Annotated in this window: 17 protein-coding genes; 6 read left to right on the forward strand and 11 right to left on the reverse strand. The window is 73.4% G+C overall.

Going from position 1 to position 14,763, the window contains the following annotated elements:
• Positions 1–37: 37 nt before the first annotated feature.
• Entirely contained in the window at positions 38–1,084 is a 1,047-nt protein-coding gene (locus ACSQ2D_RS01815) for a GTP pyrophosphokinase (protein ID WP_435984315.1), read from the reverse strand.
• Between the two features lie 62 nt (positions 1,085–1,146).
• Between ACSQ2D_RS01815 and ACSQ2D_RS01820 the strand changes: the two genes are divergently transcribed.
• Positions 1,147–1,680: a GNAT family N-acetyltransferase gene (locus ACSQ2D_RS01820; protein WP_435984316.1), complete on the forward strand. Its 534-nt coding sequence runs from the start codon at positions 1,147–1,149 to the stop codon at positions 1,678–1,680.
• A gap of 27 nt (positions 1,681–1,707) precedes the next feature.
• On the opposite strand, the gene ACSQ2D_RS01825 is transcribed toward ACSQ2D_RS01820, so the two are convergent.
• Together ACSQ2D_RS01825 and ACSQ2D_RS01830 are read right to left on the reverse strand one after the other, a co-directional pair.
• The gene (locus tag ACSQ2D_RS01825) at positions 1,708–3,627 is read right to left on the reverse strand and encodes an APC family permease (RefSeq protein WP_435987803.1); all 1,920 of its coding nucleotides are present in this window, start codon (positions 3,625–3,627) and stop codon (positions 1,708–1,710) included.
• A 67-nt stretch (positions 3,628–3,694) separates the two neighbouring features.
• Entirely contained in the window at positions 3,695–4,981 is a 1,287-nt protein-coding gene (locus ACSQ2D_RS01830) for an APC family permease (protein WP_435984317.1), read from the reverse strand.
• Positions 4,982–5,061: 80 nt separating this feature from the next.
• On the opposite strand from ACSQ2D_RS01830, the gene ACSQ2D_RS01835 reads away from it, so the two are divergent.
• Positions 5,062–6,534 carry a PLP-dependent aminotransferase family protein gene (locus ACSQ2D_RS01835; RefSeq protein WP_435984318.1) on the forward strand — a complete coding sequence of 491 codons (1,473 nt, stop codon included), beginning with the start codon at positions 5,062–5,064 and terminating at the stop codon, positions 6,532–6,534.
• On the opposite strand, the gene ACSQ2D_RS01840 is transcribed toward ACSQ2D_RS01835, so the two are convergent.
• Genes ACSQ2D_RS01840 through ACSQ2D_RS01855 form a run of 4 tightly spaced genes read right to left on the reverse strand, consistent with a single transcriptional unit; the run spans position 6,497 to position 9,697 of the window.
• A complete protein-coding gene (locus ACSQ2D_RS01840) occupies positions 6,497–7,687 on the reverse strand; it encodes an MFS transporter (protein ID WP_435984319.1) in 1,191 nt (396 codons plus the stop codon). The two genes, ACSQ2D_RS01835 and ACSQ2D_RS01840, sit on opposite strands and share 38 nt — an antisense overlap.
• Before the next feature lie 59 nt (positions 7,688–7,746).
• Positions 7,747–8,379, reverse strand: a complete 633-nt coding sequence (locus ACSQ2D_RS01845) for a cation transporter (protein ID WP_435984320.1) — start codon at positions 8,377–8,379, stop codon at positions 7,747–7,749.
• On the reverse strand, positions 8,376–9,317 hold the full coding sequence (locus ACSQ2D_RS01850) for a cation diffusion facilitator family transporter (protein ID WP_435984321.1): 942 nt from the start codon (positions 9,315–9,317) through the stop codon (positions 8,376–8,378). The genes ACSQ2D_RS01845 and ACSQ2D_RS01850 overlap by 4 nt, the downstream gene beginning before the upstream one ends.
• Entirely contained in the window at positions 9,314–9,697 is a 384-nt protein-coding gene (locus tag ACSQ2D_RS01855) for an ArsR/SmtB family transcription factor (RefSeq protein ID WP_435984322.1), read from the reverse strand. Before ACSQ2D_RS01855 ends, ACSQ2D_RS01850 begins: the two co-directional genes overlap by 4 nt.
• A gap of 87 nt (positions 9,698–9,784) precedes the next feature.
• Between ACSQ2D_RS01855 and ACSQ2D_RS01860 the strand changes: the two genes are divergently transcribed.
• From ACSQ2D_RS01860 to ACSQ2D_RS01870, 3 genes are read left to right on the forward strand one after another with little or no spacing between them, the layout of a single operon-like run.
• Positions 9,785–10,765, forward strand: coding sequence for a DUF389 domain-containing protein (locus ACSQ2D_RS01860; RefSeq protein WP_435984323.1), 981 nt, complete (start codon positions 9,785–9,787; stop codon positions 10,763–10,765).
• Positions 10,766–10,789: 24 nt separating this feature from the next.
• The gene (locus ACSQ2D_RS01865) at positions 10,790–11,119 is read left to right on the forward strand and encodes a hypothetical protein (RefSeq protein WP_435984324.1); all 330 of its coding nucleotides are present in this window, start codon (positions 10,790–10,792) and stop codon (positions 11,117–11,119) included.
• Positions 11,107–11,787: a phosphotransferase family protein gene (locus tag ACSQ2D_RS01870; protein WP_435984325.1), complete on the forward strand. Its 681-nt coding sequence runs from the start codon at positions 11,107–11,109 to the stop codon at positions 11,785–11,787. Before ACSQ2D_RS01865 ends, ACSQ2D_RS01870 begins: the two co-directional genes overlap by 13 nt.
• On the opposite strand, the gene ACSQ2D_RS01875 is transcribed toward ACSQ2D_RS01870, so the two are convergent.
• The 4 genes from ACSQ2D_RS01875 to ACSQ2D_RS01890 form a co-directional block, all read right to left on the reverse strand.
• On the reverse strand, positions 11,741–12,379 hold the full coding sequence (locus tag ACSQ2D_RS01875; protein WP_435984326.1) for a hypothetical protein: 639 nt from the start codon (positions 12,377–12,379) through the stop codon (positions 11,741–11,743). The two genes, ACSQ2D_RS01870 and ACSQ2D_RS01875, sit on opposite strands and share 47 nt — an antisense overlap.
• An 85-nt stretch (positions 12,380–12,464) precedes the next feature.
• Positions 12,465–13,265 (reverse strand): pentapeptide repeat-containing protein, encoded by an 801-nt coding sequence (locus ACSQ2D_RS01880; protein WP_435984327.1) that lies wholly within the window; start codon positions 13,263–13,265, stop codon positions 12,465–12,467.
• Positions 13,262–13,741, reverse strand: a complete 480-nt coding sequence (locus ACSQ2D_RS01885; protein WP_435984328.1) for a hypothetical protein — start codon at positions 13,739–13,741, stop codon at positions 13,262–13,264. Before ACSQ2D_RS01885 ends, ACSQ2D_RS01880 begins: the two co-directional genes overlap by 4 nt.
• Positions 13,742–13,835: 94 nt before the next feature.
• Positions 13,836–14,231 (reverse strand): DUF2237 family protein, encoded by a 396-nt coding sequence (locus ACSQ2D_RS01890; RefSeq protein WP_435984329.1) that lies wholly within the window; start codon positions 14,229–14,231, stop codon positions 13,836–13,838.
• Between the two features lie 41 nt (positions 14,232–14,272).
• Here ACSQ2D_RS01890 and ACSQ2D_RS01895 point away from each other — a divergent pair, with 41 nt between their 5' ends.
• Positions 14,273–14,719: a hypothetical protein gene (locus tag ACSQ2D_RS01895; protein ID WP_435984330.1), complete on the forward strand. Its 447-nt coding sequence runs from the start codon at positions 14,273–14,275 to the stop codon at positions 14,717–14,719.
• The last annotated feature ends 44 nt before the right edge of the window (positions 14,720–14,763 follow it).

The following is a 14,763-nucleotide window of genomic DNA, read 5'->3' on the forward strand; positions in this document are numbered from 1 at the left end:
ATCGACACGCGGCCCCGAGATGGTCCGGTCGGGTCGGTCAGCTCGTCCCGAGACGCTCGAGACGGCCCTCGAGCGAGGCCCGGCGATGGGCGTTGCCCTCGAGGTCGAGGTAGCGCGTGCCGAAGGTCGCGAGCAGGGCGTCGTCGAGCCGGCGCACCGCGCCGGGCGGGTACTTGTAGCCCATCCGCTCGATGAGGTCGGCCCCGTCGACGGGGGCGATGACCTCGGCGAGCGCGTCGACCGACGTGATGCCCAGCTCGAGCAGCAGGCCCGACACCCACGTGTAGTGGTCGGTGCGCGACCAGCCGGCGTCGGCGTACTTCGAGGCGAGGAACTTCGCGAGGTCCTGCGTGCTGATGCGGGAGTCCTGCTCGACGGCATCCGGCGGACTGGCCGGCAGGGCCTCCTGGAGCCGGTCGCGGATGGCGGAGAACTCCCGGTCGGCGAGCTCGATGAGCCCGGCGGCCAGGGTGAACCGGCGGTCGAGGTCGTGCGCGTGCTCCTCGGGGACGGTGCCCTTGTAGCGGATGTCGTGCTCGAACTCGGCCCAGGCGTGCTGGAGCACGGTGCGGATCTGCACGGACGCGCTGCGCCGGCGGAGCGCCTCGTAGGCGGGCGGGACGGTGCGGCTCGCGTCGACCGCGACGAGCAGATGGCGGCTCGCGTAGCCGAAGCGGCCCGACCGGGCGGTCTCGAGTCCCATGTCGCGGTCGTCGAGGACGGCGAGCTCCTCGGCCAGCAGCTCGGCGACGGCGGCGACGTCGTCGTGGACGTAGGTGATGACGCGGACGCCGATCTGGTCGGTGATGTCGGCGAGCGGGTCGGGGAAGAGCAGCTCGCCGTCGCGGCGTCGCTCGGCCTTGGCGGCGAAGGACGCCACGGACTTCGTGCGTCCGCTCACGCTGAGGTAGTTGATGCCGGCCTCGTCGAGCAGGCCGGTGACCATCTCGACGAAGAGCGCCGTCGCGGCCTCGACCTCGGGGCGCACCGCGGCGTACGCCTGCGCCACCTCACTGGCCTCGGTGGGCTCACTGGGCGGGCTCGTCGCCTCGTCGGTCTCGCCTGCGCCATCGCTGTCGGACATGCCGCCATCCTGCCGTGGGAATGGCGTGGACGGGTGGCCGGGGAGGGTGCGAGCGTGTCGCCATGCATCTCGAGACAACCCGCCTCACCATCCGTCCCTGGTCGCACGACGAGGCCGAGCGCCTGCTCGACATCCAGAGCCGCCTCGAGGTCGTGAAGTGGCTCGGCGACGGCGAGCCGGTCCTCATGAAGGACCTCGACGAGGCGCACGCCCGCATCGACCGCTACCTCGAGCGCAGCGAGGCGCCGCCGCTCGGCTTCTGGGCCGTCGAGGTCCGTGAGACCGGGGTCGTGGCCGGGTCCGTCATCCTGCTGACCCTGCCGAACTCCGACGAGGGCGAGGTCGAGGTCGGCTGGCACCTGCACCCCGACTCGTGGGGCCACGGCTACGCGACCGAGTCCGCGACCGCGGTGATCCAGCACGGCTTCGACGGCGGGCTGCCCGAGATCTACGCCGTGACCCACACGACGAACGAGCGCTCGCAGGCCGTCTGCCGCCGTCTCGGCCTCGACGACCTCGGGATCATGGAGAAGTGGTACGCGGACGAGTCGCGCGTCTACCGCACCACCCCCGAGCGCTGGGCCAACCGCGCCTGAGCATGCCGTCCCGCGCGGTCGGCCGCGTCAGCCGCCGACGTGCACCTGTGGGCGACGGTCGGCGTCCGGCTCGGCGCGACGGATGATCTCGTGCGTCAGCGGCGGGATGTCGCCCTCTCCGGCGAGCAGGAAGCGCAGCACGTTCTGCCCCGGCGCCTTCTCGCTCCACTCGAAGTAGATGTGCGGCGGCTTGCTGACCCGGTCGCGGACGTCGAGCAGGACCGCGGCGAGGACGTTGGGCACCGACGGACCCGTCGCACGCAGGATGTAGTGGCCGCCGACGACGGCCGACCCGACGTGGACGGTCGTCGCGAAGTCGCTCGCGTCGCTGATCTCCACCTCGAGGAAGATCGCGCCCTGCCGGGCGTTGAGGTGGTTGTGCATGCGGACGTCGAGGGACTTCGCGCGGTACTCGTCGCGGTCGCCGGCGTTGATCTTGTTGGCGATGAACCGCAGCGGCTGGGGGCCGAGCGCGGCGTCGTCGAGGATCGCGCGTGCGCTGTCGTCGTAGACGACCCGCTGCACGCGCAGCTCGGTCGAGCGCGCGATGCGCGACCAGACGCTGATGACGACGATGAGGGCGATGAAGATCAGGGCGATGACGAGGCCCTCGGGACGCTGCTCGATGGTGATCGTGATCGTGTAGACGAAGATCGCGCTGACGACGGCGAAGAAGGCTGCCGCCCCGCGGTGGCCACGACGCAGCTCCGTGAGGAAGACGGCGATCGCGGCGGACGTCATGAGCGCGAGCACGCCGGTGGCATACGCCCCCGCCTGCTCGTCGACGTTGGCCCCGAAGGCGAGGGTGACGACGGCGGCGATGAACGACAGGACGAGGACGAGCGGCCGCGTCGACCGGGCCCAGTCCGGCGCCATGCCGTAGCGGGGCAGGTAGCGCGGCACGATGTTGAGCAGGCCGGCCATGGCGGAGGCGCCGGCGAACCAGAGGATGCCGATCGTCGAGATGTCGTAGACGGTGCCGAAGCCCTCGCCGAGCAGGTCGTGGGCGAGGTAGGCCAGGGCGCGGCCGTTGGCCTCGCCGCCGGGCTGGAAGGCGTCGGCGGGGATGAGCAGGGTCGTGACGAGCGAGGAGCCGATGAGCAGGACGCTCATGATGAGCGCTGCGGTCGTCAGCAGCTTGCGGGCGTTGCGGATGCGGCCCTCGGGGTGCTCCGGGGTGTCGGTGGGGTCGCCCTTGACGAGGGGCATGACGACGACGCCGGTCTCGAAGCCGGAGAGGCCGAGCGCCAGGGCCGGAAAGACGAGCAGGGACGCGCCGATGATCCCGAACGGTGCCGAGTGGGCCGACGTCATCGCCGTGATCCAGTCGCTGAACGCCGTCGGGTGGTCGCCGATCTCGACGACGCCGCGCACGAGCACGACGAGGCTGAGGCCGAGGTAGGCGACGACGAGGACGACGGCGATGCCGATGGCCTCCTTGAAGCCCTTGAGGAAGATCCCGGCAAGGAAGACGAGCAGCGTCAGGGTCACCCCGACCTGGTGGCCGGTCAGGGTGCTCTTGAGGTAGGGGTTCTCGATGAGGTGCGCGCTCGCGTCGGCGGCCGACAGCGTGATCGTGATGATGAAGCCGGTCGCGACGAAGCCGATGAGGCAGAGCACGAGGATCTTGCTCGGCCAGTAGGACAGGAGGCGCTCGAGCATCGAGAGGCTGCCGTCGCCGTGCGGGCTCTCGGCCGCGACCCGGCGGTACATCGGGAGCGCGCCGAAGAGCGTGATGAGCACGAGGACGAGCGTCGCGACGGGGGACAGCGCGCCCGCGGCGAGGGCCGCGATGCCCGGCTGGTAGCCGAGCGTCGAGAAGTAGTCGACACCCGTCAGGCACATGACGCGCCACCACGGCTGCACGTGCTGCTGCTCGGTGGCCTCGCGCTCGCGCTCGTAGTAGCCGCCCGGGTCGGCCTCCTCGGCGTCGAGGAACCACCGCATGAGGGGTGTGCGCTCCGCGCGCTGTGTGGTCACGGCGGCGAAGTCTAGGGGGCGGCGCTGGGAGCCCCTACCGCCGCGACGGACGCGAGCGCGACTGGTAGGCCAGCGAGAGGACGACGAGGCCGAGGGCCCACAGCGCGTGGACGCCGTTGACGACGAGAAGCACGACGACGGACACGTGGGCGACGAGCGCGGTCCACCAGCCGCGGGTGCCGCGAGGCAGCAGGCGCAGCGCCGAGGCCGTGCCGAGCACGTAGACGACCGTGAAACAGCCCGTCGCGAGCAGCATGAGCGGGGTGAGGCCGAGGTCGAGCACGACGGCGAGGACGAGCGAGAGCACGGACCCGGTCGTGACGAGGGCGATGCTGCGGCGCGGCACCGCGCCGGCCTCGCCGCCGCGCGCCAGCCACCGCGGCAGCGCACCGTCCCGGGCCAGCGCCGCGCCCAGCCGCGAGCCGCCGGCGTAGTAGGCGTTCATCGCCCCGACCGTCAGGAGCACCGCCACGACGGCGGTCACGACCCGTGCCTGCTCACCGAGCGCGATCGCCATGAGGTCCGACAGCGGCGCCTGGCTGCGGCCGGTCGCCGGACCCAGCACGAGGATGCTCGTCGTCGCGAGGCCGAGGTAGAGCACGCCGACGACCACGACGGCGATCCCGGTCGCGCGAGGCACGTCGCGTCGTGGGTCGCGGTAGTCGCCGGCGAGCGAGGCGACGGCCTCCCAGCCGGCGAAGCCCCACACGAGCACGGCAGCCGCGGTGCCGACGGCGGCCCACCCGTGCGGCGCGAAGGGGGTCAGCGACGCCGTGCTTCCGTGCGGCAGGGCGACGGCCATCGTCGCGGTCATGAGCAGGGCGAGCACGGTCGCGAGGCCGAGCTGCACGCGGCCGGAGAAGCGCAGCCCCGCGAGGTTCATCAGGCCGGTGCCGAGGATGAGGGCGGCCGCGACGACGACGGTCGTCGTGCGTCCGCCGCCCACGACGTCGGCCACGTAGCCACCGGCCATCATCGAGGCGGGTGGGGCTCCGACGGGCACCGCGAAGTAGAAGCACCACCCGACCGCGCCCGCGGCGCGGTCCCCGAAGGCGCGACGGACGTACGTCGACACGCCGCCGCCGTCCGGGTGCCGCGCCCCGAGGGCTGCGAACGTGCTCGCGAGCGGCACCGACAGGAGCACGAGCGCCGCCCACGCGACCAGCGACGCGGGGCCGGCCACGTCCGCGGCCAGGGCGGGCAGCGTGATGACGCCGGTGCCGAGGACCGCGCCCACCGACAGTGCGGCCCCCTGCGCGACGGTGAGCGTGCCACCCGTCGTGGTCGGGGTGGGCCGGGTCATGCCTGCGGTCGTCGCCATGGCTCCAGACTGGCGCTCCGTTGGACCGGTCAGAAGTGCCACTTCTTGTCAGGCTGTTTGGGCCAATCCATACTGGGGTCATGGACCTCCACGTCACCCTCACGGGCACCGGCGACCTCACGGCCCAGATCTACGCCCAGCTGCGCGACGCCGTCCTCGACGGGCGCCTCGCCGGCGGTGACCGCGTGCCCGCCTCCCGCGACCTCGCGGCGAGCCTCAGCGTCTCGCGGGGCACGGTGACGGCGGCCTACGACCGGCTCCTCGCCGAGGAGCTCCTCGAGAGCCGCCGCGGCGCCGGCACCTTCGTCGCCAGCGGGTGCGTGCCACCGGCCCGGGCGACCGGGCGACGGGCCCGTGCCGGGGCCGTCACCGCCACGTCGCCCTGGGCGACCGCGCCGGCCCCGGCTCCCGCGCCCGCTCCCCAGGGCGCGGTGCACGACTTCTCCGTCGGGGTGCCCGACGACTCGCTCTTCCCCCTCGCGACGTGGCGACGTCTCGTGAGCGGCACGCTGCGCCGGGGCCGCCTGTCCACCGGCACCTACGACCAGGCCGGGGCCAACCGCGCGGGCAGCCGCCTCGAGGCCGAGATCGCGAGGTATGCCGGCGTGTCCCGCTCGGTCGTCGCCTCCGGTGCCGACGTGGTGACCACCGCCGGCGCGCAGCAGGCCCTCGACCTCGTCGCGCGCGTCCTCGTCGAGCCCGGCGACGTCGTCGCGGTCGAGGACCCCGGCTACACGGCCGCCGCGCGCCTCTTCGCGACGCACCGGGCCGTCGTCCGTGGCGTGCCCGTCGACGGTGAGGGGATCGTCGTCGAGGCACTCCCGGACGCGGCGCGTCTCGTCTACGTCACGCCGTCGCACCAGCACCCGACTGGTGTCGCGATGTCGCGTGCCCGGCGGATCGCCCTGCTGCAGTGGGCAGTCCGGCACGGTGCGGTGATCGTCGAGGACGACTACGACAGCGAGTTCCGGTTCGCCGACCGACCCCTCGAGCCCCTGCAGAGCCTCGACCGCGACGGTCGCGTCGTCTACGTCGGTTCGTTCTCCAAGTCGCTGCTCCCGGGGCTCCGCGTCGGCTACGCCATCGCCCCGGCCACGCTCACGCCGGCGCTGCGGGAGGCCAAGCGCGTCACCGTCTGGGACGGAGACGTCGTGACCCAGGGTGCGCTCGCGGACTTCCTCGCCGAGGGGCACCACGCCGCCCACGTCAAGCGCGCGACGAAGGTCTACCGCGCCCGCCGGGAGGCACTGCTCGAGGCGCTCACGAGTCCCGACGGCCTCGCCGACTGGCTCGAGGTCATCCCGTCGGCGGCGGGGCTCCACCTGTGCGCCAGGCTGCGCGACCCGGGTCTCGACGACGTCACGATCGCTGAGGCCGCCCTGGCCGCAGGGGTGTTCGTCGAGCCGCTGTCCGTGCGACACCTCGAGCAGCCGGCCCGCCACGGCTTCGCCTTCGGCGTCGGCGGCATACCCCTGACGGACATCGGCCCGGCACTCACCGTGCTGCGGGACGTCCTCAGCTCGACCCGGCCGGGACGCCCCGGCGGCGGATGATCGCGAACTGCGTCGCGAGCGGGATGATCCCGAGGATCAGCACCATCGGCACGGCGAAGCCGAGACGCAGGTTGTCCGAGCCGACGGCCCCGGTCAGCACGGCGCCGAGCAGCGCGCCGACGTAGTTGAACTGGTTGAAGCGGGCGACGACCTGGTCGGTCTTGTCGATCCGCTCGCCCGCCGAGTCGGCGTCACCGCCGGCGATGGCGCCCGCGGCCGAGAAGCTGAGCGGCGCGATGGTCGCGACGGCGCCGCCGAGGATCGTGAAGCCGACGACGGCCACGACCCACGTCGGCGCGAAGACGATGACGGCGAGCGACAGGGCCGCCACGACACCGCTGATCCGCAGCAGCCACACGGCGCCGTGCCGGTCGACGAGACGGTCGCCGACGGCTCGGGCCAGGAGCGTCGCGACGAGATAGGGGAGCGTGGCGAGCGCGGTGAGACCCGTCGGGGCGTCGAGCGTGCCGTCGAGGTAGACCGGTCCCCACGTCGTGGCGGCCGTGTCGACCATGTAGAAGAGGACCATCGCCACGCCGAGCAGCGCGATCCGCCGCCACGGCACGTCGACGGTGGCGTCGGTCTCGGCGAGGCGGTCGCGGCGGACGTACGGCGCGGCGAGTGCCGCGACGGGGAAGACGAGCAGCGGCAGCAGGGCCGGGCCGAGGTCGACGCTGGACGTCGCCAGCGTGACGAGGGTGCCGAGGATGCCGCCGGCGGTCCAGAAGGCGTGGAAGGACGGCAGGATCGGGCGGCGGTAGAGGTGCTCGACCGTGACGGCCTGCATGTTCGACGACGCGTCGACGAGCCCGAGCGCGAGCCCGTAGGTCGCGAGGCCCGCGACGAAGACCCCGAACGCCGGCGCGACGAGCAGCGCGGCGAAGCCGACGGTGGCCACGACGAGCCCCACGCGCACGACCATGGCGCTCGACGACCGAGCGGCGACGACCTCGGCGACGACCGAGCCGACGCCGGCGAGGAGCACGACCATGAGCAGCAGGCCGCTGACGGCGAGCTCGTCGAGCGACCACTTCTCCTGCACCTGGGGCAGGCGGGTCGTCAGCGAGATGAAGAGGAGGCCCTGGACGAAGAAGGCGGTGCCCGCGGCGAGCCGCGCCCGCAGCAGGGGGGAGGAGTCGGCCCGGAGTGTCACGGGTGGTCACACTGTCGGTCGAGGGGTCCGCCGTCAAGACTCCCGGCCGGGTCATGCCCTCAGCAGCAGGCGTCGCCGCGCCAGTTCGAGCGTCCCTCGCGCACCGCGACGGCCGCGATGACGAGCGCGGCCACGGCGTCGAGCCACCACCAGCCGAGGAGGGCGTTGGCGAGCAGGCCGAGGAGGAGCACGGCCGAGAGGTAGGTGCAGAGCAGCGTCTGGGTGCCGTCGGCGACGACCGCCCCCGACCCGAGCTCGCGGCCCGTGCGTCGCTGCCACCGCGAGAGCAGCGGCATGACGACGAGCGAGAGGGCCGCGAGCGCGATGCCCACGACCGAGGTGTCGGGCTCCTCGTGGGTCACGACGGCCCGCACGGACTCGACGGTCACGTAGGCGGCGAGGGCGAAGAAGGAGACGGCGATGAGGCGCCGCGCCCGGTGCTCGCGCTCCTCCGGCACGGGGTGGCCGAACTGCCAGAGGATGACGAGCCCGCTCATGACCTCGACCGTCGAGTCGAGGCCGAAGCCGACGAGCGCCGTCGAGTCGGCGATGCGCCCGGACGTGATGGCGACGACGGCCTCGGCGACGTTGTAGGCGACCGACGCGCCGGCCAGCAGCCGGGCCCGGCGCACGAGAGCGGTCCGCCGCGAGGGCGGCAGCAGCGAGAAGACGGGGAGGTGCGGGGTGCTCACCAGTCGGCTCCCCGGCACTCGGACCGGTCGGTCGTCTCCACCTGGAGGGTCGCGTGGGCGACGTGGAAGCGGTCGCGCAGCATGGCGCTGGCCGCCTCGAGCACCTCGGGCGCCGCGTCGGCGCGTGTCGTCACGAGGTGCGCCGTCGCGACGTCCATCCCGGAGGTCAGGGTCCAGACGTGCAGGTCGTGGACCTCGGTGACGTCCGGCACCTCGCCGAGCGCGGCCAGCAGGTCGGTGGGCTCGAGGCCCGTGGGGGCGTGCTGACCGAGGACGGCCACCACCTCGCGTCCGAGGCCGACGGCGCGCACGGCCACGAAGACCGCGATGGCGAGCGCGACGGCGGTGTCCCACCAGGCGCTCCCGGTCGCCCCGACGAGGACGGCGGCCGCGATGACGCCGACCGAGCCGACGGTGTCGGCGACGACCTCGAGGTAGGCGCCCCGGACGTTGAGGCTCTCCCCGGCGCCACCACGCAGCAGGAGGAGGGCGATGACGTTGACGACGAGGCCGATCGCGCCGACGACGAGCATGGTGCCCGAGGCGATCTCGGGGCTCGAGCCGATCCGCCCGAGCGCCTCGACGGCGATGTAGACGGACACGCCGAGCATGAGCAGCACGGCGAGACCGGACGCGAACACCTCGGCGCGGTAGGAGCCGAACGTGCGCCTCCCGGTCGTGTCGGCGCGCGTCGCGATGCGCGTGGCCACGAGCGCGGCGCCGAGGGTCACGACGTCGGCGGCCATGTGGCCGGCGTCGGAGAGCAGGGCGAGGGAGCCGGACGCGAGGCCCGCGGCGAGCTCCACGCAGAAGAAGGCCGCGACGAGGCCGAAGGCGACGGCGAGCCGCCACCGGTGGCGGCCGCCGGCGTGGACCGCGGCGGCGCCCTGCGCCTGCCCGTGCCCGTGCCCGTGTCCGTGCCCGTGTCCGTGGCTCACCGGGGTCGCTCGCCGTCGTGGATGACATGCTCGCGCGTCACGTCGAGGAGCAGGCGGACGTGGGCGTCGGAGAGCCGGTAGTAGATGTTGCGTCCCTCGCGCCGGCCGGTGACGACGGCCGAGGCACGGAGCAGCCGAAGGGCCTGGGAGACCGTGGTCTCGGCCGTGCTGGTCGCGGCCGCGAGGTCGCAGACGCAGAGCTCCCCGGCCTCGAGGAGGGCGTAGAGCATCCGCGCCCGGGTCGGGTCGCCGAGCAGCTTGAAGACGCTGGTGACGCGCGCCAGCTCCTCGACCCCCGGAGCGTTGTCGGTGGCCAGGGCGACCTTCTCGGGGTGGACGCACGGTGCGGCGCAGCCGTCGAGCCCGGTGACGCTGCTCATGCGCCGTCCTCTCATCTGAATGGATGATCAGATGTCACTGTCGCGCCTCGCGCGCCACCGCGTCAACCGGGCGGCAGACTGTCCGGCATGTTGAGACTGACGGTCACCATCCCGAGCGCGCTGACCGACCAGGTCACCGCCGTGCTCGCCGACTCGAGCGCCGTGAGCACGCTGTCCGTCCTGCGCGGCGCGGCGGTGCGCCCGGTGGGCGACGTCGTCATGGCCGACGTCGCCCGCGAGGGAGCCAACGTCCTCGTCGATCGCCTCCGGGACCTCGGGGTCCACGAGGGCGGGACCCTCCAGATCGAGCCGGTCACGACCTGGGTCTCCCGAGCCGGCTTCGAGGCCGACGAGGAGACGCCCGGGAGCAGCGCCGACGCCGTCGTGTGGGCGCAGGTCGCCCAACGGTCCTACGACGACAGCGAGCTGAACTGGACGTTCCTGTCCTTCATGTCGCTCGCGACCCTCATCGCCGGCATCGCGATCGTCCTCGACTCGCAGATCCTCGTCATCGGGGCCATGGTGCTCGGGCCCGAGTTCGGGGCGATCGCCGCCCTCGGCGTCGCCCTCGTGCGGCGTCGGCCGCTCCTGCTCGCCGTCGCGGCCCGCGCGCTCGTCGTCGGCTTCGTCGTGGCCATCCTCGTCACGTGCCTCGCCGGTCTCGCCGGGCGGGCCCTCGGGTGGGTCACGCTCGACGACATCTCCGGCGAACGTCCTTCGACCGGCTTCATCTACTCGCCCGACAAGTGGTCGTTCATCGTCGCCGTCCTCGCAGCCGCCGCGGGGGTGCTGTCCCTGACGTCGGCCAAGCTCGGCGGGCTCAGCGGCGTCTTCATCTCGGTGACGACGATCCCCGCCGCGGGCAACGTCGCGCTGGGGCTCGCCTTCGGGGCGTGGGACGAGGTGCGCGGCAGCGGCCTCCAGCTCGTCGTCAACATCGTCGGGATGGCGCTCGCCGGCTGGCTCACCCTCGCGCTGCAGGCCGCCGTGTGGTCGCGGGTGCCCGCCCCGCGCTCGCACTCGAGGCTGAGCCGTCGGATCCATGCGGAGCCGCCGCCGCCCCGCTAGCGTCGAGCCCGTGATGACGCCGTGATGACGCCGCCGCCGGACTTCTCCACGGACCTGCTGGTCGTGGCTCTGCGCGAGATGTGGGGTCTCGACGTCCGCGAGATCGGCTATGCGCCAGTCGGTTTCGGCAGCCACCACTGGCAGGCCGTCACGGTCGACGGCGCGCGCTGGTTCGTGACCCTCGACGACTACGCCGGTGCCGGGACCGACGTCGAGCGCGGCGCCGCCCTCAGCGCGGCGTTCCGCACGGCACGGGCCCTCGCCGACGCCGGGCTCGGCTTCGTCGTCGCACCGGTCCCGGCCCGGGACGGGTCGGTCCCCCTCGAGCTCAGCCGGCACCGGTGGTCTCGCTGACCCCCTGGATCGACGCGCCGCGCCTCTCGTCGCCCCCGCAGCAGACGGCGGACGACCGGCGCGCCGTGACCGACGTGCTGGGGCGGCTGCACGCGGCCACCCCCCACGCCGTCGGTGTGGCCGGCACCGACGACCTGCGTCTGCCCGAGCGCGACCTCCTCGACCGGGCCCTCGCGACCGACCTGCCACCCGGCGTCGGCCCCTACGGCGCCAGGGCCCGTGATGCCCTCGCCGAGCAGGCCGACGCGGTGCGGCGCGCCCTCGCCGTCTGGGACGAGCACGCGGTCCGGGCCCACGCCGAGCGCGACTCGTGGGTCATCACCCACGGCGAGCCGCACTGGCGCAACGTCCTCTCCGGCGCCGACGGACTCCACGTCGTCGACTGGGACACCGCCCTGCTCGCGCCCGCGGCCCGCGACCTCTGGCACGTCGCGGGCGCCGAGGGTGCCGGCGCCGACGTGGTGCTCGCCGACTACGCCGCACTGACCGGACGGCGCGTGTCGACCGACGACCTGCGGGCCCAGGCGTTGCGGTGGGACCTCACCGAGGTGGCGCTCTACGCCGCCTGGTTCGGCCGGCCCCACGCGGACGACGCCGACGGTGAGATCGCCTGGGGCGGCTTCACGGAGTCGTTGTCGTCGGTCGGGGCGCGGGGGTCGGCAGGGTGAACGTCGTCGCCAGCGCACCGTTGACGAGCGAGAGCAGGATGCCGGTCTCCTGGCGGATGACGGCGTAACGGCTCTGGGCCACGGGCGAGCTCGCCGACGCCTCGTCGGACGCGGCGTGCGCGAAGAGCCCGAGCGAGGCGAGCCGGCCGTAGTAGCTCGGTGCGTCGAGACCCGGCGGGGGTCCGTTCGCGCCGAGGCGGCCGAGGTGCTGGGCCATGAGGTCGAGCTGGAGCGCGGCAGCGTTGCCGGACAGGGTCATCCGGTCGAGCAGGCGCACGTCGACGACGAGGTTCGAGTAGTCCGCCAGCGCAGCGGGACGGTTGAAGACGGTGCTCGTCGTCAGGCTCGGTCGCGGGAGCGCCGTGACGGTGACCGTCGGGGTGGCGACGACCGTCGCCGTCGTCACGACGGTCGTCGTCGCGGTCACGGTGCGCGTGTCGATCTCGGTCACCGTCACCGTCTCGGTCGGCACCGGCGTGCCCGTGGAACCGGCCGCCTGGCTGAGGTCGATATCGGGCTTGCCGGACGAGCACCCGCCGAGCGCGAGCGCAGCCGACAGCGCCAGCGCTGCGGCAACCTCGACTCGGCGCACGATCGGCTCCAGTGCTCGACGTGGACAGTGGGTCGATTGTCATCGTTGCACCGTCCCCGTGGGAGCGAATGCGCGAATCGTCCGATCAGGTGCGCGCCGCCGCGAGCTGCGGGCGCGTCAGGAAGAGCGCTCCGTCGAGCCGTGCCCCGCGCAGGTCGGCGTCGCGCAGGTCGGCGCCGAGCAGGTCGGCCCACCGCAGGTCGGCGTCCCGTAGGTCGGCCGCGATGAGCAGCGCGCCCCGGAGGTCGGCCGTGCGCAGGTCGCGGCCGCGCAGGTCCGCGGCGACGAGGTCGGCCCCGGCCCGCAGCCGTCGAGGAGGAGTGCGTATGCCGTCACGCCGCCTCCGCCGGTCGCGTGCCGTGGCGCTCGCGGTCCGCAGCAGGCCACCGACGCGGGACCGCACGGCGACGAGGTCCACGGCGAGCAGCTCGTCGGGGGAGCCCGCCGTCGACGTCCTGACCTCCTCGGCGGCCGCCGTGAGCCCGGCGCGCGTCGCCTCGTCCGGGTCGAGCGCGAGGGCGTCGCCCAGGTGGGCGAGCATCTCGTGCAGCTGTCGCATGACGGGCAGGACGGCATACATCGTCGGGGCGGTCTCGGGGGCCTCGCGCCACGAGACGCCGCCGAAGGTGACCTGCGAGACCTGCTGGCCCGCCCCGAAGCAGTCGAACGTCACGCACCCGCGCCACCCGCCCTCGAGCAGCCGGTCGTGGATGCCGCACCGGTGGTCGGCGAGGAGGTTGCGGCACGGCTCGCCGCCCGCCTTGTCGACGGGGAAGTCCGCCGACCGGGCGAAGGGGAGCGCGACGCAGCAGAGGCCGAAGCACCGGGAGCAGTCGGCCTCGAGCGCGGGGGAGTCGTCCGGGAGCTCGTCTGGGCTCGTCGTCACGGCAGCTCGTTGCCGACCATCGTCGTGCGGTCGGTCCCGCCGCCCTCGGCGGGGGTCTCGTAGCGGACCGGCATGCCGGGGTAGGCCGGGGCGAACCAGAAGGTCGCGCGGCCGGCCTCGCCGTCGTCGACGGTGTAGCGCAGCGCGTCGACGGTGCCGAGCGGCAGCTCCACCGGGTCGGCGGCGATCGTCACGAGGGACTCGGGGAAGGACGCGTGTCCCTGGAGCTCGAGCCAGGTCGTGCGCGCCTCCTCGATCTCGCCGACGCGCCGGCCGTCGGGCCCGATCCTCCAGCGCTGCAGCGTCGCCCCCTCCTCGTCGGGGGCCACGAACCGGTTGACGCGCTGCCACGGGGGCCCGTCGGCGGGCTCGACGAGGAGGGTGATGGTGCGCCCGTCGGGGCACCCCGCCCGGATCTCGTCGGCCGTGAACGGGGTCGGCGCCGTGCCCGGTGCGAGCACGTGGGGATCGCTCATCCCGTCAGTATCACCGGCTGTCGGGCACCCCGTCACCGTCGACGGCAGCCGCCCTCACCTGCACCCGTGTTCGCCGGATCGACGGACGTCGCCGTCAGAGAAGCGAGCTCGGGTCGTCCGGGATGTCGGCGGCATACGACTGGAGCAGCTGGAGCGGCACGACCTCGAGCGCCCGCTCGTGCGTGGCCGCGAGGAAGACCGGCGCCGCGGCGCCGTCCTGGTGCGCCTCGAGCCAGCGGCTCGCGACGACGCACCACCGGTCGCCCGGCGTCAGGCCGGGGAAGCGCCACTCCGGACGTGGGGTCACGAGGTCGTTGCCGACGCTGCGTTGGTGCTCGAGGAACTCGGTCGTGACGACGACGCAGACGGTGTGGCTGCCCCGGTCCTCGGGCCCCGTCGTGCAGTAGCCGTCGCGGTAGAAGCCGGTCACCGGGTCGGTGCCGCACGCCTCGAGCTCACCACCGAGCACGTTCCGTTCCCGCGCTGCCATGAGCCAAACCTAGTGGCCGAGTTGCTCGCTAGGCTGGCTCCATGCTGGGGATGAAGGAGTACGAGCAGGACTACATCGACGCCTGCCGGTCGCGGGTCGAGACCCAGGTCGTGATGTTCCACGAGGTTGCGCAGGCCGCGCGCGACCACGGTGACGCCGACGTCTCCCACCTCGAGGGCGCGCTCGAGTCGCTGGAGTACGAGTACTTCAACAACATGCTCATCGTCCTCGACGGCTACTTCGTCCACCGCCTGCGCGGCGTCGAGGGCAAGGACGGCAACGCGCTCAACGAGGTGCGGGTGCTCGCGCGCTCGCTCATGGAGAACGGCGGCACCGTCATGGCCGACCCCCAGATCCGGCTCGACCCGGCGCACAGCATCCTCGGCCTCGAGGTCGGCGCCCCCATCACGCTGACGCTCCAGCAGTACCGTCGGATCTCCGACGCCTTCCTCCGGGAGATCGAGAGCAAGTTCTCGCGCAACGACTAGCCGGGCAGTCGTCGCCACGCCCGTCCGAGAAGTCCCGAGGTCGA

Source organism: Terrabacter sp. LjRoot27 (assembly GCF_964254175.1).
GTDB lineage: Bacteria > Actinomycetota > Actinomycetes > Actinomycetales > Dermatophilaceae > Terrabacter.